Origin of the sequence: Saccharopolyspora shandongensis (assembly GCF_900106995.1) — a bacterium.
In the GTDB taxonomy this organism is placed as follows: domain Bacteria; phylum Actinomycetota; class Actinomycetes; order Mycobacteriales; family Pseudonocardiaceae; genus Saccharopolyspora; species Saccharopolyspora shandongensis.
The window spans coordinates 91,595-112,038 of record NZ_FNOK01000023.1 but is presented as its reverse complement, the minus strand read 5'-3'; the positions used below and the strand labels follow the sequence as shown (position 1 = coordinate 112,038).

Below are 20,444 nucleotides of genomic sequence, written 5' to 3'. Positions count from 1 at the left end.
GCGTCTCTCTTCACCAGCACGGTGTGCACCAGATCGCTGTCCGCGCGCTCCTGCAGGATCACGGCCCCGTAGGAGCCGGGCGGCTGCATGGCCGTGTGGCTCAGGACCTCGTCGTACGTCGCTTCCACCGCTTGGACATCGGACCCGAGGCTGGCCTCCAACGCCCTGATGTTCATCGGGCCGCCCTCTTCGGCGACGACCTTGACACCCCCGGTGAGCCTCTGCTCGGCCGCGATCAACGCCAGCGCGCAGTTCTGGCTTCGCCCGGGCACGCCCCGAGCGGGGCCGCCCTTGTTCACCCCTCGCAGTTCCGGCAAGACGTCCCTGAAATACGCGGCAGCGCCCTCCTCGTCGGGGAAGCTGTTGGCCGCGAACACGAATTCCGAGGTGTACGACCAGTCCCAGCCGTCATCGGACTCCGAATCGGACTGCGCGTCGGTGTCCGCGTCGGTGTCCGCGTCGTCCTCGCCTGATTCCGGTTCGGGCGGCACGTCGCTGTCCGCGTCGTCCTCGGAGTCCGAAACCTGCAGCAGAGGAACGTCCGGATCGTCATCCATGTCCCAATCGGAATCCGAATCCGAATCGGACTGCGCACCGGCATCGAACTCCGAATCGGACTCAGCGGTGCTGTCCTGGCTCACCCGCTGGATCAGCTCGCCGAGCACGCTGCGCGGATCCGCACCGCTCGTCCCGCTTCCGGCCGGCGCCCCGACCAAGAGCCTCGGGTCCAGTCGCTTTCCACCGACCGGCGCCGCGCCGGTGCCGGGGAGTGGGAGGTACCCGATGACCTCGCCCGGGTCGACATCCGCGATCGTCTCGCGATGCGGGTCCACGGCTACCGGGGCTTCGTTTCCGCGGCTCTCGACCAGCACGCCGTGCGTCATGAACCTGTTCGTCCGCAGGAGCGCAACTCCGAAGGAGCCCTCCGGCTGGTCGCGCGTAAGTGTCAGAACCTGCGCGTACGTCGCTTCCACCGCAGTGGCACCGAGAGCCTTCTCCAACGACCTGATGTTCATCGGACCACCGGGGTCGGCAACGACCATCACACCTCCGGTGAGGGTCCGCTCGGCCGCGATCAACACCGGCCCGCAGTTCTGGCTTCGTCCGAACACACCCAGCGCGTAGCCGTTCCGGTTCACCCCCCGCAATGCCGGGTAGCGAACCCGGTAGGCCTCGGTCGCGCTCGCCTCGTCGGGGAAGGAAGCGGCGGTGACCACCGAACCCGGGGGCAGCGACGCCCACGTTCCGGCAACCGGCAGGTCGGGGTCGGCTTCGGTGTAAGCGGGTGGGTCCGCCAGCGGATCCGCATAAGGCGGAGGCGTCTCCACGTCGGTCACCCCCAAGGAGCTGAGGTGCTCGATCTCCTCCGGCGAGAACCGGGTGTAGGTGTAGCTGGCGATGGTGCCGTCCGGGCGGTAGCTGAACCAGCCGCCGTTGTGGCTGACCGTGATCGCGGACCGACCGCGGTTGGGCGAGCGGTCCGGCGGAACGGCCAGCGTCGTGCCGCCTCCGACGTGGATGGTGACGGGATCGTTGTTCTGGTGAGCCGCTCCGGCGAGCTGATCGGTGGCGCCCTGCTCGATGTCGTTGGTGAGCAGGACGATGTCGGAGTTGGAGTTGTAGGCGCGCAGCGACCGGTATTCGGGCATCTCGCGGAGGATCCGGTAGTAGGTGTCGGCGGGGACGGAGACGTCGACGAGATCTGGGCCTCGCTCCACCCGGAGGTGGAAGCGGTCGCCATGGATGCCGATGGCGAGCCAGACCGGATCAACGGTCCAGGGTGCCTGCACGTTCCCGTTCGTCCGGCTCAGGTGGAGGTCTGCGGCCGGGATGGTCTCGTGGTGCATCGTGCGCATCACGTGGCTCACCCGCGTCATGCCCTCCGCCCATCTGCCCAGCTCCTCGTGCGACGTGGGCTGGGTGCCGAAGCTGAGGACCCGTGCCTGCCGGTGCGCGTTCACCACAAGCAGACGATCGACCTCGCGGCTGCGGAACTCGAACGGCCGACCGTCGTCCAGCCGGTACCCGCTGTGCAGTTCGCCGTCCGCACTCGGCGTCTCGGGGTACAGGTGCGCGAGCGATGATCCCGCAGGCCCCGCCTGCTCCGCGCTGGTCAGTGCTCGTTCGATCGCGGAGATCTGAGCGATTTCCTCCGCCGAGAAACGGGTTTCCTCGTGGAGGATCCGCCGTCCCCCGATGCGATGGCTTTCCCAGCCCTGGTTGTCGCCGACGCAGATCGCGGACGGGTCCTCCCCGTTCGCGGGAAGGGTCCCGTACGGACCCCGTGGGCCGAAAACGGTGGCGTCGCCACCGTTCTCGTGACCGGTGCGGGCGAAGAGCCTGAGTCCTGTGGAGTTCTCGTCGCGGTCGTGGAGCAGGACGATCCCGGGGTCACCGTGGGTCTCGAACCAGCCCCGGCTCTCGGTGACGTGCCAGAGTTCGTCCCCCGCGACGACGACGGTTTCGGACTGTTCGCCGCGGCGCAGCGGCACGGAGAAGGTATCGCCGTCCGATTCGACGAACAGCCAGCCTGGATTGCGCCAGGGTGCCTGGGCGAAGCTTCCGGGGCGGAGCAGCACTGAGGACGAGCGCAACGTGGTCTCGCCCGGGAGAGAGCGCAGGACGTCGTGCATGCGCCCGAACCCGGCCGCCCATTGGCGCACGGCATCGGACTCCTGCGACCTGAGGTTGACGACGGGCGCCCCGTCCTCGTCGGTGCGCATCACCTCGGCGTCGACGTCGCGGTCGTCGAAGACGACGGGCGCGCCCTGTTGGTCGAAACCGAACCGGATCGCCGGAGCGGGACCGCTCGACGCGGGCCGGGTGATGTCGGTGCGGATGGTGCCGTAGACGGTGCCCACCGACAGTCCTTCGAAGCGGCCGATCATGGTGCCGCGGATGATGGCGTTGTCGACCGAGATGCTGCCCTGCACGGACCTGGTGCCCTCCGCGCGGGTCGTGACCACGCCGTAGACCTTGCCGGTGAAGGCGCCGATGAAGGAGCCGTCGACGGTACCTTCGCGGACGCCCGCGAAGGGTTCGGCGAAGGTCAGGTCCGCGACCCGCTCGACCGGCGCCGAGTCGTGCCCCTGCAAGCCCTCGTCCCAGCGCCGCACCAACGGACCACCACGGCGGGAATCCCTCGCTGTGGACTCGCCCAGACGATCGGACGGCAGACCCGCGTCCTCGTGCTGCAACGACGTCGGAGCAGCGCCAGCTGTCCGACGCCGATTGCTCCGACCACCGGAGTCCTGTGCCGTGGACTCGCCCCGACGATCGGACGACAAGACCGCATCCTCGTGCTGCAACGACGCCCTCGGAGCACCACCACCCGCCCGACGCCGACCGCTCCCACCACCGGAGTCCTGTGCCGTGGACTCGCCCCGACGATCGGACGACAAGACCGCATCCTCGTGCTGCAACGACGCCCTCGGAGCACCACCACCCGCCCGACGCCGACCGCTCCCACCGTCACCACCGGGATCCCGGTTCGGCATCCCGACCAGGAGGTGCGGGTCCAGCTCCGCGCCGCGCAACGGCGTCGCACCGGTCTCGGTCAGCGGCAGGAAGCCCACCACGTCATCCGGTCCGGGTTCGGCCATCTCGCCTTGGTGCGCGTCCGGGTACCTGACGCGGCCGTCCTCGCCGGTCTCCACGAACACGCCGTGCACCATGCCGCGCGGGCCGCGGAGGAACACCGCGCCCCAGGCACCCGGCTCCGCGCCCATGTGCGCCTCGACCTGGTCGCGGGTCGCCGCGACGGCCTGCTCGCCGAACTCCTCCTGCAACGACGCCACGGTGACCGGGCCGCAGGCGTCGGCCGTGACCGTTACCCCGCCGGAGCGGGTCTTCGCGGCCGCGATCAACGCCAGCCCGCAGTTCTCCGTGTGCCCCGGCCGGTTTTGCCGGTAGTTCTCCGCGTTCACGCCCCACAGCTGCGGGTAGCGGTCCCGGAACGCCCTTTCGGAGTCGGTGCGGTCCGGCGTTTCGAGCCACACCTCCACCTCCGTCGGCCCCTCGGAGCGCACGAAGTGCGGCGCCACGTCGAAGCCGAGATCGCTGTGACCCAGCCGCTCGGCGCCCGGCGTCGCCGATTGCGCCAGCTTGAGCAGGCGGCCCAATTCCTTTGCGGTGGCGGAGAAATCGTCGGCCGCGCGGGAAGATTCGACATCACCGTGCACCCGGTACCGCACGGTCGGCCGCGCACCGGACTCGTGGGCGGCCAACACCTGCTTCACCAGCGGGTACAGCTTGCTTCGCTCCGCCAACGGGAGCCGGTCCGCATCGGCGGGGAACACCACGCGCGCGTCGGGTTCCACGCCGCCGAGGCCCGGGTCCTGCCGGGCGTGCGCCAGTTCCTGCTCGTAGACCTGCTTCGCCCGCCAGAACGCCGCCGCGGCGGCCTGCTCGGCTTCGGCGGCATCCTGGAAGGCGGACTCGGCGTCCACCTGGCTGCCCAGGTCACCGCCCCGATCGCTCAGCCCGAACGGGTCGGCGGCACGCCACCGGCCGCGGGCCGCCGTCCACTCCGCGTCCCGCGCGGCGAGCTCCTTGGCTGCGTCGACCAGCGGCTCGGGCAGCAGATCGGTCCGGTCCGTACGACGGACCTCGTACCCCTGCGCGAAGTCGACGTCCACGACGGCGGTGCGCCGCAAGCTGACCTTGGACGTCGGCTCGGCGACGAACCGGAAACCGGCGCCGTGCAACCAGGCGCTGGTGATCCCGTCCGTGGCGGGCTTCTCACCTGCCCTGGGCAGCTCGCTGCCTCCGGTCTCGTCGGCATCTTGGTGCTCGTGCTCGGTATTGTGCGCGCCGAGCGGCTCCATCATCAGCGCCCAGCCGCTCATCCCGCCGAACGTCTTCCGGTCGGGATAGCTGGCCGAGTCCGGGTGCTGGGGCGCGCCCGCCGCGAGAAGCGGAATCGCCGCCAGCATGTTGGCATTGCCCGAGCCGACCTTCGTCTCCGACATGCCGTGCGGCGTCTTGGCGCCGGCAATGCGGATGCGGTCGCTGACGCCCCTGAGCTCGCCATGACCGGGCAGCTTCGGGTAGACGCCCAGTTTCAGCCCGAGACCCGGCGGCAGCTCCAGCGGCACCGCCTCGGTGCCGTGAGTGCCCTGGATCGCGCTCACGCGGCTCGGGGTGAGTTCGGCGCGCAGCATCCGGCGGGTGTGCGAATCGACCTTGCCGCCCGCCGCTTCGATGGCCTGCTCCGCCGCGCGGACCAGGTCGGCGACATCGCCCTTGAAGTCCATCACCCGGGACTTGTTCGGGTCGTCCGGCAGGGCCGCCGGGTTGTCGGCGGCGCGCCACTCCGCGATGCGTTGCTCGTTCGCATCCTCGGCGGAGCGCACGACAACGTTGCCCCCGCGTGATTTCTCCCCGGCATCGGAAACCGCGGTGTCCTCGACCGGGGTGTGCGCGGTGACGGTGCGGACGGCAGGTGCCGCCGCGATGCGCTCGCCATTCCGCTCGATGCGCACGTCGAACAACAACTCCGCGCGGTGCTCGGCCAGCGCGCCCTCCACCGTCTCGGTGTGGACGTGCTCGGTCGTGCGAACGTTTCGGGTCTCCCGGACCTGCTTGAGCCATTCGAACGCGTGCCCGAGCCCGAAGCCCAAGTTCGCGTACGTCGCGCCGTGGTCGCCGGGCTTCGCCGCGGCATCCGCCACGGCGGAGTCGTTCTGGAACATCCCGGCGGGCAGCAAGACGGTGAACATCTCGGCCAGCACCCTGGTGACCTTGCGGCTGGAGCTCTCCTGGAACGTCGCCTTGGTGAACCTCGTCAGCCTGCCGTGCTTGATCCCGTTCGGCGTCGGCGTGCTCAACAGCTCGGCGTCCACCCGCAGCTCGTAGGTCTCACCGGTGATCCGGTCCTGCAACCGCAGCGGGGTGCCGGTGCCACCGTTGGCGAGATCGCCCAGGGATGCCTGGAACTGCGACAGGTACCGCTCGACCTCGCCGGAGTTGTCGTGTTCGGTCTGCAACGACGAGGGGGGCAGCAGCCGGTCGGCCCGCTCCTGGCCGAGGCGCTGCACCAGGCCGTCGCGCAGCGCATCGATGGTTTCGTCGTAGAGGTCGATCGGCTCGGTGACGCCGTCGGCCCACTTCGGGGCGCCGACGTGGTGCCCCTCCGGTACGGGGCTGAGCTCGTCGGCATCGGTTGGCACATCCTGCTCCGGGAGCGCCGGCGGTTCCTGCGCGGGCGTCTCGGCGGCGCGCCGCGCGTCCTCCTGGGCCTGCCTAATCCGGATCTCGTGCAGTTGCTCGTCGGTGACCCACACCTCTGCCGCACGCGGCAGCTCGAAGCGCTCGGCGGCCCGGCCCGTCTTCGGCTTGAACAGCGCCATGATGGGCGCGAGCGCGACGGACATGGCCGAGCTCGCGGCGACCTCGCCGACCTTCGGCCTGAACAGCTTCCAACGGTCCAGGTTGCTCCAGTCCACCGTCTCGGCCGCCATCGTCGCCTCCACGGTGGCGATGATCCGGTGCATGCGGCGGGGTTCCCCGGACACCGAGCGCCCGTGGGAAACCTTGGTGCTGTGGCCTTTCTCGCGGCTGAAGCTGCCCATCCACGGGTTCAGCTCACTCAAGAGCAGGCCCATGCCGCCGGTGATCGTGCCGGGGGTGTGGTTCGAGGTCTCGCTGGACGGGCCGAAGAAGGGTTCGATCTTGACGCTTGCGGTCCAGGTGCCGCCGAGTTCGCTGCTGGTGGTGCTGCCGCCGACCGCCGACCGGTTCGACTGCTGCCAGACGGTCTCAAGCACCTCCGGGTCGCGCAGCGTGAAGGACACCGCGGCCTTGCCCACCGCGCTCGTCCGCCTGCGGTTCCAGCCCAATCCGTTCAGCCGGAACTTGCGGTTGAAGGCCCGCCAGTCGCCGCGCAGCGCCTTCAACGAGAACGTCTGGTCGATCAGGCCGGAGTTGTCGCCGTCCTCGAACTGGTAGATCGGGTCGTTCGAGGCCCGCACCAGCAGCGAACGCAGCTTGTCGCGCACGTGCTCCAGCCCCTTGAAGGACACGATCCGCACGCCGTCGAGCTTTCGGGACGCACCGCGGCCGAGCTCCTTGCTCCAGTTGATCGAGACGTCGTCGAGCTGCGTGCCGTTGACCGGTGCCACGTCGGCGTTCAGAGCGCCGTAGGAGGCGGGGAGTTCGAGCACCACGTCGACGGTGACCGTGCCCGGTTCGCGGCCCTGCTCGGCGGCCGAGGGGTCCACGATCGTCAGCTCGTGCAGCTGCGGGGTTTTCTTCCCGGGGAGGCCGACCGAGATGCCGCGGATCAGCGCGTTGTGCCGGGACCAGTGGTTTCCGGAAACGCTGAGCTTCACCCGCGCCCGGTACCGCCGCAACGGTTCTGGCCGCACCTCGCCGGACTCGTCGAGTTCCGCGCCGCGCACGCCGCCGCTGGAAAGCTCGGTCTCCTGCGCCGTTCCGGACTTCTTCGACCGGTTGAAGGAGATCCGCTGGGTGATGGTCAGCATCTCCGAGCTCAGCAGCGACGAGTACACGCGGGCGATGAAGCCGCCGGCGAGCATCCAGTTCCGGCCTTGTGTGTAGCTGCCGCTGGTCACCTCCGAGAGCTCCTCGGCCGTGGTGGGGCCGTCGGCGGGGCCGAGGTCGACCAGGTCGCCTTCCAGGCTCGCGTGCAGTTTGAGCGTGGCGTGGTAGTCGTGGGCCCGCCCGGGTTCCGGTTCTAGGTCCAGCACCAGGGGGTGGCGGTCGGCCAGGATGTCCGGTGCGTGGCGGGCCAGTTGCTCGGCGGTGATCTCGCTGCGGATCTCCTCGCCCCTGGCCAGTTTCGGCTCGTACTTCGCGGGGATGCCGTCGGCCAGGGCGGAGTCGTCGAACTCGGTGACGAACTTGGTGTCCCGCCACTTCCACCGGTGGTGTCCGGGCAGTTCGGCCGTGGAGTCCCGCATGATCTTGCTCAGCAGTCCGCTGGCCTCGTCGAGCTGCAATGCGGCGCGGGCCGCGGTGTCGGTCAGTTCCTGGCGTCCGGGTGCCTTCCCCACCGCGGCGGCGCTGATGCCGGCGCGCTCCGCGTCCGCCTGCTTCGCCCAGTGGCGGGCGTTCACGGCACCGGTGAACGTGATCGGAGCGTGGCCGGGCTTGCGAACCTGCAAGTCGTAGCGGGTGTAGTAGCGGGTCAGCGAACCTGTGTAGGAACGAGTGGTCTCGGCACCCGTCGCGCGGCCCTGGCCCTGCGCATGGCTGGTGCCCCGCCCCCCGCCTGTGTGGATACCGCCGCCGACCGACACCATGCCCACGTCGTAGCCGGGGCCTCCCGAGATCGCGAAGCTCGCGTCGTGGCTCGCCTCGTAGGAGCCCTCGGTGGCGGCGGTCTCCGAGGTGGTTTCCTCGAACTGCGCTCCGTCGATGTCCTGGTCGAAGTAGACGCGCCGGGCGACGACGCGCATCTGCACCCGCCGGCCCTTGGTGCTCAGCAGCCGCTTGAGCGGATTTCCCTCCGGCAGCAACGCGGGCGAGGACACCCAGCCGTCGCCCCGCGCGGCCTGTTCCGGGGTCACCGCCATCTCCGGCAGGCGTTCCTCGATGTTGCGGGAGCCGACGAACTTCCGGAGGGTGCTCCGGCCCGCCTTGCTCAGCGGGCCGACGTACTGGTGGGCCCGGTCGAACACGTCCCTGCGCTGGACGTCGGCTGCCTCGATCACCGAGGCGGGCAGCTCCGAAGGCGGCGTCGGGATCTCGGTGCCGTCGCCGTCCAGTCCGATGGGCACGCTCAGCTCGACCGACACCGGGGTGTCGTCGCGACCCACTGCCCGGCCGACCCAGATCTTGGGCAGGGTCGGTTCCCCATCGGCGCCGAGCCGGTTGAGGGTGAACGTCGCCGGGGCGCGCACCGAGCGCATCCCCTGGAAGCCCGTCTCGCTCGTCGAGTTCTTCGGGAGCGAGACGCGGGTCTGCACGCGCTGCGAATTCTGCTGCGAAAAGCCGTGGGAGGTCGCCGCGGCCGTCGGCGCGTTGACGGAGCCGGTGAGGAACAGGCCCGGAACCATCGGGACGAAGTAGAGCCACCGTGACATCGGGGTGCGGCTGGCCGAGGTTCCGACGGTGGAGGCCCGCGTCTGCTCGACGCTCGCCGAACTCGTCCCCGCGTCCGCGTCGGTCGGCTCGGCGTGCGACAAGTCCACTTCGGCCCGGACCAGGACGCGTTGCCCGTCCAGGATCATTTCCCGGCCGTCGCCCATGAAGGACTCGAACTCGTTCTCCACGGCCGCCCGCAGGTCCTTGATCTCCTGGGCGGTCGGCTCGCCGGTCACCAAGCTCTTGGCGGCGGCGACCACCCGGTCGGCGCCTTCGGTGCGGGTGAGCTGCTTGCCCGCACCGAGACCCCGGTTGCGGCGCAGGTAGCGCGGCAGGAGCCGCCGCCAGCCGCGCGGAGCGGGTTCGGTGGTGGTACGCCCCGCTACGTCGGTGTCATCGCGGTTCTCGGTGACTTCGGTGTCGTCGCCCTGCTGCGCCGGCACGCTGTCGCGGTTCTCGGTGACTTCGGCATCGTCGCGGTTCTCGATGCTCGCAATCTCGTCGCGCTGGTGCTCGGTGGCGTCATCGCGGCTCCCGGCGGTGTCCTCCGGTGCCTCCGGCCGTGAATCGCCCACCACGTGCCGGCTCTCCGTCGACCGGGCCTGCTCGTCGGTGGCCGGCTGGGCCGTCCGACCAGCGTCGACAGAGTCCGGGTCCTGCGCGTCGGAAATCGTTCCGCTGTGCTCCGGGTCCCTGCCGCTGCCCGTACCCGGCGGCTCCGAGCGGCTGGGCCCCCCGCCCCATCGGGATTCGTCGGCGGACGATCCCAGGCGGTTCTCAGCGTCCCGCGAGGCCTCGTTGTTGATCGCGTTGGTGAGCCGTTCGAGCGCTTCTTCTCCCGGGTCTTCCTGAGTCCGAACGGCGCGGTCGAACTGTGCCCGCGCCGCGGTCACCTCGCTGGTGAGCACCTCGTTTCGCAGCGAGTGCACTATCTCCGCGGTCGAGTAGCCGCCGGAGAACAACCTTTCCCTGCCATTGGCCACCACCGGCGGGAAGCCCTGCTGCAGCATGAGCTTGGGCAACAGCAGCTGGACGGCCAGTCTCGTGTTGGCGTCGGTGAACGGGTGCAGCACGTGGAGCGCACGAACCGCCCGCGTGATGGCGGCGAGCTTCAGGTCAGCGTTGTTACCGGCATCGCCGATTTCCTGGTAGTACCGGTCGAAGACCGCATCGACCAGCTTCGGCGTTTCACCCTTGCCGTGGTTCGTTCGCAGTGCCGCGTTGCCGAACGACTGCCGGTCGATGATCGTGATGGGCGGCGGGTCGAGGTTCTGCTTCTTGCTCCAGTCGTGCGTACCCATGTCGTAGACCAGAGGGCGGCCTGCGACCTTCTCCTCGAGGATTTCTGGGGATACGCCGTTGGCACTCAGTGGGTGGTTCGTGACCCCACCGTCGGACCACCGCAGCTCGGCCTGCGCCTCGCCGGTGAAGTTGCGCGTGACCAGCCCGTGCATCCGCTCGAACTCCGCGGCGTCCACCCGCTTGTCGATCCCGTTGCGGGTGTCCAGCACGTCCCGGTACGCCGCGAGCATCGTCTCCTGGAAACCAGGGGACCTGTCCCGGTCGTAGTAGACGCCCGGGTTGTCCGGGAATCGTTCGATTGCCGCCTCGTGGTCCTTGGGGTTGATGTAGAACCGCCACCACTCGCTTTCCGGGACCGAGTCGGAAAGGACGGCGGCCTCGCCAGGCGTCAGGCTGGGCTGATGCGCGTTCCCGCCCCGGCTGTCAGGAACCGAATCGGGCTCCGCCATTCGTTCGGCCGCCGAGCGCATGCCGACCGGCGAGTACATCGGTGTCAGCACCACACCCCGGGGAGCCTCCCAGAACTCCACCTTCGACGGAGAACCCCAGATCTGCTGGCTCTCCTCCTGAGCATTCAGGAAAATGGGGCGATCTTTCTTGACAGCCGCGAAATAATGGCCACCGTCAGGGTAATACGCGAGCACCATGCCGGACGCGCCGCGCTCCAGGCGTGACACATATTCCTCGACATCGGCAACTCCCGAGAACTCGCCCACATACCTCAGACCCGAACCCTCGATCCGATCCCGATGCACCTTCCCACTCGGCCCGGCCACGAATTCCCTGGCCCGATCAGGATGCGCCAACCGGTTCAAGAGCTGAATCGTCGCCGCAGCACAATTCGTCCGATACCCCAGATCGCCGTCGACATCGCCATCGAAGTTGTCCTTGTTCACCCCGCGCATGAGTTCGAGAAGCTCTTGATGCTCTTGCACATACTCCGCCGACACCACACCCGGCCGCACCGACGACGCACCACCGAAACCGAACCAACTCGGTCCCCGGCTGTGCCGGCGATGGCGGGACGTGCCGTCGCTGCGATAGTTCCCGCCACTCCCCGGGGCGGTGGGGCGGCGCGGGACACCCCAATCGCTCGGCCCCGGCGCCGGGAAATCCCACGGATTCGACTGCGGGTGCGTCCGCTGGAACTTCGCCCGCAGCTCGTCCAGTTTGAGCTTGTCGTCGTACCTCTGCCGCTTCTGTTGATCTGACAAGACCTCGTTGGCGTCATTGATCATTTTGAAGTTGTCCGCGGCCTCAGGGGCCTTGTTCTTGTCCGGATGCCACTTCACGGCCAGCTTCCGGTACGCCTTCTTGATATCGGCGGCTTGCGCGTCCCGATCGACACCCAGCACGTCGTAGTACTTCTCCGGATCCGCGAACGACTGCTTCGGCCCGTCCTGCTGTCCCGGCTGCTGACCTGTCCCCGGCGCCTCCTGCCCAGGCGACGACTCCGCACCCGGGCGAGACCCGGCCTGCTCGCTCCGGCCCGATGGCTTCGGCTCAGAACTCGACCCGGCCGGGCCGGGCCGCGACGTCCCCGCCTCGGGGCGAGGCGCCTCCTTCTCGGGCCGCCCGGTGGGCTTCGGCTTAGGCTTCGACTCCGCCTTGGTCTTCGATTCCGGCTTCCGTTCCGGCTTGGACTTCCGCTCGGGTTTCGGCGGCTGACCGGTGGGCCGGGAGGTCGACTCGGGACGCGGCTGCGCGCCGGAGGACTCCTCGCTCTGGCCGCCGTAGGCACGCTCGGTCAGCTTGGCGTACGCATCGTCGACGTCCTGGCGCTCCGCGGCGGAGAGATTCGTCAATCGCAGCCGCTCGAACGCCCGCTCGATCCGGTGCAACGGCGCATCTTGCTCGACACCCAGCACTTCGTAGGGATCGCGCGGCGGATTCTTGTTGATCTTGGCGAATGCCTCTTCGATCCGCCGCCATTCAGCGTCCGAGAGACCCGCCAATCGCAGCCGCTCGAACGCCCGCTCAATCCGGTGCAACGGCGCACCACGCTCGACACCCAGCACCTCGTAGGGGTCCGTCGGCGGGCTCTCCGGAGCCGGTCGCGCGTCGGATGTGCTCGGCCGCGAGCCAGACGCGGTCGGTCGCGCACCGGGTGCGTCCGGGCGCGGGCGCGGCTCCGAGTGGTTCGCTTCACGCCGGCGAATCTCGTCGCGCAGTTCGGCGGTCGAGTAACCGCCTTCCGCCCAGAAGTAGGACAGGACCTCCGGCCCCGTGCCGGTGTTGGACGGAGTCGCCTGGTCGTAATAGCCCTGCCAATTTCCGTTGTCCCTGGCCCCGATGCGTCCACCAGACGCCAGCCCCATCTCGGTGTCCGCGGTGAACACCCGCAACGGAAGCCCGCGCCAGTGCAAGCGAGCGGTCAGGTCCCTGACGCCGCTTGCTTGCGAGGCACCGTGCACCGGCAGCAACAGCGAATCGAATCCCCGGAGCCGAATGGCTTCATGGACCCGTTCGGAATCGGCGAGGAAGTTCGCCAACGTGGTTCCGGTGACCCAGATCTCGGTGGTGCCTCTGGCGGGGTCGACCGGGATCATGAACCCGTGTCTGACGGGACGGACCGCGAGGACCAGTGAGTTAGCGAAGGGAGAGTCTGCGATCTCGCTGTTGGGCCGGGGCCCGTTCATGAGCCTTGCTTGGCTGACCGATTCACCGGGCATGGTGCGCACCACGCGGATCGGGCCCCGGATGCCCTTGGCCCAATCGCGGAACTTCGTCCTTTCCGCCGGATCCGCCAGCAACTCGAAACCACGCCGCCCGTCCGCGTCGCGCAGCGAGCCGAACTTCGCATCTTCTCGAGCGAAAGTGACGGAACGGTTGGAATCATTCAGTCCGGGGTACAACTCGGGCGCAGCCGGCTGGGGCGCGGGCCGGGGAGCGGGCCGATCGTACGGACGGGAATCCGCGCTAGGCCGGAACTCCGGCTCCGGCCTGGGTACGGGCTGGGGAGCGGGCCGATCGTACGGACGGGAATCCGCGCGAGGCCGGGTCTCCCGTTCCGGCCGAACCGTTGACCGTCCATTGATTTCGTCGATCTCGGCCCGCGAGAAGCGGGTCGTGCCATAAGCGATGTCCGTGGTGCCACGGAAGGTCAGCATTCCGCCGTTGTCCAGCACGACCAGGCGTCCACCGCGTTGCAGTTCCATCGGGCCGTCACCGGTGTTCACCAAGAGTTCAGGCTCGGCAGCGGCCAGCTCTCGACCGAGTTTCACCGGGGCATCGGGCGAATAGGGTCCCGATAGCAGCAGTAGCACGGAGTTGGCTCGGCGGATGCTCTTCGAATGGGCCACGAGCGCCTGCGCAGCAGTCTTCGCATCCACCCAGACCCGGAGTTCCCCGCTATCGGTGCGGACGGGCAGCGCGTACCTGCCGTCCCCCCGGGCGTTGACCGCCAGAACCACCGCACCGTGGAATTTCATGGTCACTTCGCCGTTACGAGCCGGGCTGTTCTCCACGGCCTTGGCCGCTGATTCGCCGGGCAACGTACGCACCACGGTGAACGTGGCGTCGCGGACACCTCGCACCCAGCGCTTCACCTTGTTGGCAAGACCGATGTCCGGCAGCGCGGAGACCAGCTTCATCTCGCCTGCATCGATCCCCGTCACCGCCACTTCATCACGCCCGAACTTGACCGGGCGCCCTGCGTCATCCTCGCCCCGGTAACGCCGCGAACCACCGCCCAAACCGGACGGTTGCCTGACCTCCGAGCTGACCGGAGCCGATTCGGAATCCTCGGCCGGCGTCGACCGGGCGTCGAAGAACTCGTCGTCGGAATCCTGGTCGCTGTCGAACGGTGTGTACACCGGGGTCAGGACCTTGTCCGAGGTCACCGGCGAGAACCACACCTCCACCGGAGAACCCAACCGCACAAGCGAATGCGCCTCGGCGTCGTAGAACACCACATCCCCACCGCGCTTGTGCACGGTGAAGAAATGCCCTTCCCCGTCGCCGAAATCCGCATATACCAGGCCATACGCGCCATCGGCGTCCTTGCCCGCCACGAAATCCGTCACATCGTCATAACCCCGGTCCTGCTTCGCCATCGGCGGCAGGCCCGTCTTCGACACCTCATCCCGATGCACCACACCACTCGGACCGGCCACGAACTCCGCCGCCCGATCCGGATGCATCTCCCGGTTCAACGCCTGAACCGACGACGGCAGGCAATTCGTCTCATGCCCCGCAACACCCGCGACATACTTGTCCCGGTTGATCCCCTCCATACCCCCGAAATTCTCACGCACATACGCAGCCTCGCCGGCCGGATCACCCTCGAACGACTCCGCCGACACCACACCCGGCCGCACCGACGCCGCACCCACCGACACCGACGACGCACCACCGAAACCGGTGGGACGCCCAGCCCTGGTCGTTCCCTCCGGCCGGCCCCCTGTCGTGGAACCCGGCCCGGCCTTGCGGTCTCGAAGCTCGCTGATGCGGTCCTGCTGCTCGGCGCGGACCTCGCCGCGGACGGCCTGGATCCGGTCGAGGACGTAGCGGAACTGCTTCAGCAGCTCCGCGCGGCCGTCCTGCGCGGGGATGTCCCTCAGCTCAAGCCTCCGGCTGCCGAGGTCGCGATCCGTCATGTGCTCAACGTTGATCGCCTGGTAGTGCGAGGGAGCGCTGCGGATGTTGGCCTTGGCGGCGTCGCTGATGTTGAGGTGATCCAACGCCGGGTTGGTCAGGCTCGCGTTGAACTCGTTGATCGCAGCGGTCGCGGCCGGGATGTCGAGGTGCCCGGTGCGGACCTTCGCCATCAATCCCTGGATTTCGGTCCCGAACGCTTCCAGCGCATTGCTGCCGCTCTTGCCGGCCGGCGGGGGGAAATCGCTCAGCCAGGGCGAGTTCGCCAGGTCTTCGGCGTTCTGGAACGCTTCCTTCCAGTCCCGGTGCCCGTCCTGGAGGCTCTTGATCGTGGTCAGGAACAGCTCCGGGCTGCCACCGAACGCGGTATTCGCATCGACCGACAGATGCCCGCCGCCGCCGTGCACGGACTTGTCGATCTCGAAGCCCAAGCCCTTGGCCTGTTTGAAGATGTCGTTGTCGACGATCGTGGCGATCCAGCCCCGCTCGAACGCAGCCGCCGGGACGGGCTTCGTCTTCGTCTCCAGGCAGCCGTCGTCCAGGCTCACCGCCCACCACCAGGTCTCGCCGTCCTTGGTGTAGGTGAACTTCCTGCCGTCGCTGGAAGTCTCCACCTCCAAGTCGATGCCCTGGCCCTTGAGGGTGCGGGCGTCCGCTTCCACGCGCTTGGCCCAGTCGTTGATCAAGCGCGCGGCCTTCTTCGAGATCTGCTCCTGGAGCTTCTTCCCTTCCTTGTCCGTCGGCGGGGAGGTGACGACGAGCCCGTTGATGCTCTCCTGCTTGAAGGTGAACTCGGTCCCGAAGCGCACCGAATTCCCGAGCGCGCTCCACGAATCCGCGAACGCCGTGGCGGTGATCTTCCGGACGGCGAGTTCCTGCTCCATCCCCTTGAGGATGTGCACCGCCGCGTCCACCTGTCCGGCGTCCGCCGCCGGACGAGGTCCACCGCCATACGCGCGGGAGAGCAACTGGGCAACGCCCCGCTCCTCCCGGCTCATGTCTGCTGGTTTCTTGTTCAGCCATTTCGCCAGGAGAAGGTCGGCGCCGAGCCGCTTCTTGCCCGTCACATCCGCGATTACGTCGAGGTAGCCGTCGATGATCTCCTTCGCCTTGGTCAAGGAGTCCGTCGCCGCGGATTGGTGGCCGGTGTTCGGCGGGGCACCAGCAAAGCCGCTCCTACCCTGCGGATTCTCGGCCGGAGCCTCCGACGGGCTCTGCTGGCCCAGCACGTCGCGCGCGTCCAACGACATCAACGCGTCGACCGTCGGCTTGGCCTGCTCCCCAACCGGAGCCTGCTCAGTGCCGCGGGCCGCGTTGTCGTCGAGCTTCACCGACGACGACGCGCCACCCCAATGGCTCGGCTCACGCCGAGCGTGGTCGCCCTGGACAATCCGCGCCTTGTCCCCGCGCGGGGATTGCCGGACGGTCCCGGCATGAACCCTGCTGATGTCGAACCGCAACTGGAAGCCGCCCGAGCCGTCCCGCCTGACACCACCACCCGAGATGTGGAACTTCTGGTCCTCGGGCAGCTGTTTCAACTCGTTGAACGTGTCCACGATGTTCTTCGTGGACTTGCCGTTCACCGTCTTCATGACCTCGGCGTGGACATCATCGTGGGCATCGAAGTCCACACCGCTCCCGCCGGCCAGCAAGTTGCCGAAGACTTCCTTCGCCGCCGTGCCGGAGATATTCTGCCGGAAGATGGTGTCCGGAAGCCGATCCGGAACGTCCTCGGGTGTCGTCGTCCTGCCGAACAGCTTCGGAGCCCGCTTGTCGATCTCCCTCGCCTTGGTCACCCCATTGAACAGCGCCTCCGCCTTCGACCACTGATGGATGAACGCCTCGCTGGCGGTGTACCTCTCCCCCCTGGCCCGGTAGTTCTCCATCATCACGGCGACACTGCCCGCGTCATCCCGCCCGTAGAGATTGTGGAAATGCCCCCCGGACTCCGGGGCCTCGCTCTCCGGTTTCGTGGGATGCGGCCGGTAGTCGGCGGTCCGCTCGTCCACGTCGACCAGCTTCGGACTGGGGATGGGCCGGCCGAACTCGGCAAGCGCCACGGACCGGCGCGCGTGCATGGTCTCGCGCTCACCGCCCTCCACAGCGGCGAGGTAGTACGCCAGCCGCTCCTCCGGCGGATCGAAACGCCGCCGCCCCGAAGAAACCTGCTGGTTGACCGTGGCGTCGCCGATGCTGTGCCGCTGACCGTCCTGACGGCTGACGTGGAAGTCCCCCAGCCGCTCCGCACCCTCCGGGCGGGAGAACTCCTCCCCAGCCCCGCCGGTCAAAGAATCATCGATGTCGGTGGCAGCCGGTGCGGGACCTGCGTCGCCGACGACTGGGGACGCGGTCTTGAGCGGGCCGGCGGAGTGCCCCGGCGGGATCGACAGCAAAAGGATCCTGTTGTCGGGATCCTGCGGCAGGAAAGCCGGACGCCCTCTCTGATCCTCGGAATCGACATAGGTCACCCGGCCTGCGTCGTTCTTCTCCGCGAAGAAGAAGTGCCCCTTGCCCTTGGGAGACCTGATGTACACGACTCCCTGCGCACCAGGATCCCAGGTGTCCAGAATGGTCTTGTCGAGAGTGGACGGACCGCCCTTCTGCTCCTTGAGCCGCGCGCCGAAGTAGTCGTGCATCTCGCGCAGCGACATTTCCTGGGAAACCGGGCCGGCGTGGAACTGCCGGCCGTGCTTCCTGCTGCGGAATTCCTGAATCGTGGCAACGCCACAGTTGATCCGGCGCCCAGGCGCATCATCCGCCAGCGTGGGATCGGTGTTGCCCTCCGGCGCCCGGTTCACCTTGCCGGCCTCGGGGAACTCCCGCCGCATGAACGCTTCCGCGGCGACATCGTTCGGGAAGCTTTCCAGCGACACCACCTGGGGCAGCGGGCCCTGCCAGTGCTCGAACTCGGACAGATCGCGCGAAGCCGTCTCGGCCGGAGTCTCCGACGGGCTCTGGACATCTACGTCGGGATCGGACTCGTCCCCACTTTCATAACCTTCATCGACGAACGAGTCCTTCACCGGCGCCACCACCGGAACAGCACCCGCCGGCTGGTCCGCGACCGACACCGGGGCATCCTGGACGAACGACGCGTTCCCGTCGTCGCTGGACTCGTCCCCGCTCACATAACCTTCGTCATCAACGGGCGGGCCTTCCACCGGCACCACCGGCTGTTCCGGCGCCACCTGCAACCGCGGCTCACCACCGCTCTTCGACGCCCCGGCCCTGCCGGACGTCGTCGAACTCGTCTTCTGATCACTGCCGGAGGGCACAGTGGACGGCGCGTCGCGCTGGGTCAGGGGTTGGTTCCCGGTCGACGTCTCATCCGTCGGCGATTCGTAGGACAGCTGCGCCGAAGGCCGAGACGGGCCGTCCTGATGACCGATGGCCGGCTGGCCGGACTTGTCCCGGGACACGTCCTGGGTCGAGGTGCTCGGCGTGCCGACGGGATTCGAAGGCACTTGCGAGTTACTGCTCTGACCAGACGTCGTGGGCGTGACGCTCGGCGTCCCCGACGATTGCCCCGGCCCAGCCTGCTGACCGGCCGGGCGGAGCTGCGCAGACGCGTTTCCGTCCTGCTCCCGCTGGTCCACTCGCGGCTGATCGCGCTCAAGCGACGCCGGGTTCGGGTCAAGGCCACGCTGACCAGCGTTCTGCTGACCAGACGTCGACAATTCCGGCGACTGCTGCCCCGGAACCTGCTGATTCGGCGACTGCAGCCCCGGCAACTGCTGGTTCGGCGGCTGCTCGACGGGCGTATGCCGCACCGGCGGCTGCTCCGCGGACGGTTGCTGGGCCTGGGGATTCTGGTCACCGACGGCCGGACCCACGCCCTGCGGCGCGACTCCGGGCGGCGTCGTCGTATCGAAACCGGGCAAGCCCTTACCCGAACCGACGTCCTGCGGCCCACCAGAAACCGGCGGCTGTCCGGCCGGTTGCTCCACCGAAACCGGCCCGGTCTCGATACCCACAGGCGGCGACGCTTCCCCGCCGACACCCGGCGGCGGAGACCCCACCGGCGGAGCCGACACAGGCGGCGGGACCGAACCAGGCGGTGGAGACCCCACAGGCGAGACGCCTGCGGGCGGCGGAGCCGAACCGGGTGGCGGAGACCCAGCGGGAGGCGCCGACGCAGGCGGCGGAGACACCACGGGCGAAACACCCACAGGCGGGGGCACCGAAGCGGGCGGCGGGGAGCCCGCAGGCTGCTCCGCCGCGGGGGGCTGGTACGCGGGCGGCGGTTCCTCGCCCGGGGGCTGGTAGGCAGGCGGGGGCTGTTCGTTCCCCGACACCTCATTGGACGGCGGCGCCTCACCACGCGGCGAGTACGGAGGCGGCGGAACATCGGAAGGCTTCCCAGCCGGGGAATCCACAGGTACTTTCGAATCCGACCCAACGGGCGGCACCTTCGAATCAGACCCGACAGGCGGCACCTTCGAATCCGACCCAACAGGCGGCACCTTCGAATCCGACCCAACAGGCGGCACCTTCGAATCCGGTCCTCCGCCGGGAGTTTCCGTGTCGCCAGGCAGGCCCTTACCGTCCGGGTTGTAGGCCGGCGGCGGCGGCTGGTTCGAGCCCCCGGCCGGCGAATTGTTCTTGTTCCGGTTGTTCTGCCTCTCCACCGCCCTGTTATGCGCGTCCTTCTCCATCGAGCCCATCGAAACACTCGAAATATAAGTCCCGAACGCGTCGAAATCGCCGCCGATCGCCGTGATCACAATGCCCTCGGCCGGCATCTCCGAAGCAGCATCCAGCTGCCCCGCCCCCAGCGGCTTGCGCACGAAGTTGTCCGTGTGCTTGTTCATCCTCGCCAGACGATGCAACAACGAACCATTGATCCCGGCCCAGCCCCCGACAGCACCCTCGATGAGCATGTCATCGACATCCCAACCGTGCCTGCGGTTACCGTTCCCCGTCGTGAACGCCTGAGGCAAGAACGCCTCGAACATCTCCTGAGCGAACTCATGAACGCCCTGCCACCCCAACTGCAAATACGACGACAGCAACTTCGCCTGCTGCTTCGCCACCGCAATGATCTCAGTGATGAACTGACGTCCAGCCGAAATCCACTCCGGAACCATCGCCCACCCCGGCGGCCCCATCATGTACAGCGAAGCGATCGTCGACGCGAAAAACGCCAGCGCGATAAGGATCTCGTACTCGGCCTCCTCCCCGTTCAACCCGAACTTGTCCACCAAATCAGCCGTATACCGCATCGCAGCCGCCTGCGCCTGAACCGGCTGAGTCAACCCCTTAATATGATCGCCGAACGCATTCGCCGTCTCACCCTCCAGATTCGCCCACACACCAGAGGACAACGCGGCAACGTTGTTCGTGATCGCCACATAAGCATCCGCGTTCTCCCGCGCCTCCCGGGCCAACGCGTACATGTCATTCGAAATCACCTTCGGCGGCTTATTACCGACCAGCACGTACATCGAATAGTAAATAGGCGCCCAGAACCCATCCTCAGGAATCTGGATCTCACCCAT

The 20,444-nt window shown here is 68.2% G+C and carries 1 protein-coding gene (cut by a window edge); it reads right to left on the bottom strand.

Translation table 11 applies throughout. The features are described 5' to 3' along the window. Positions 1-20,444, bottom strand: the 5' portion of a protein-coding gene (locus BLW84_RS23840; RefSeq protein WP_177226653.1) for a DnaJ domain-containing protein. It extends 8,056 nt beyond the left edge of the window; only the first 20,444 of its 28,500 coding nucleotides appear in the window; the start codon lies at positions 20,442-20,444; its stop codon lies beyond the left edge, outside the window.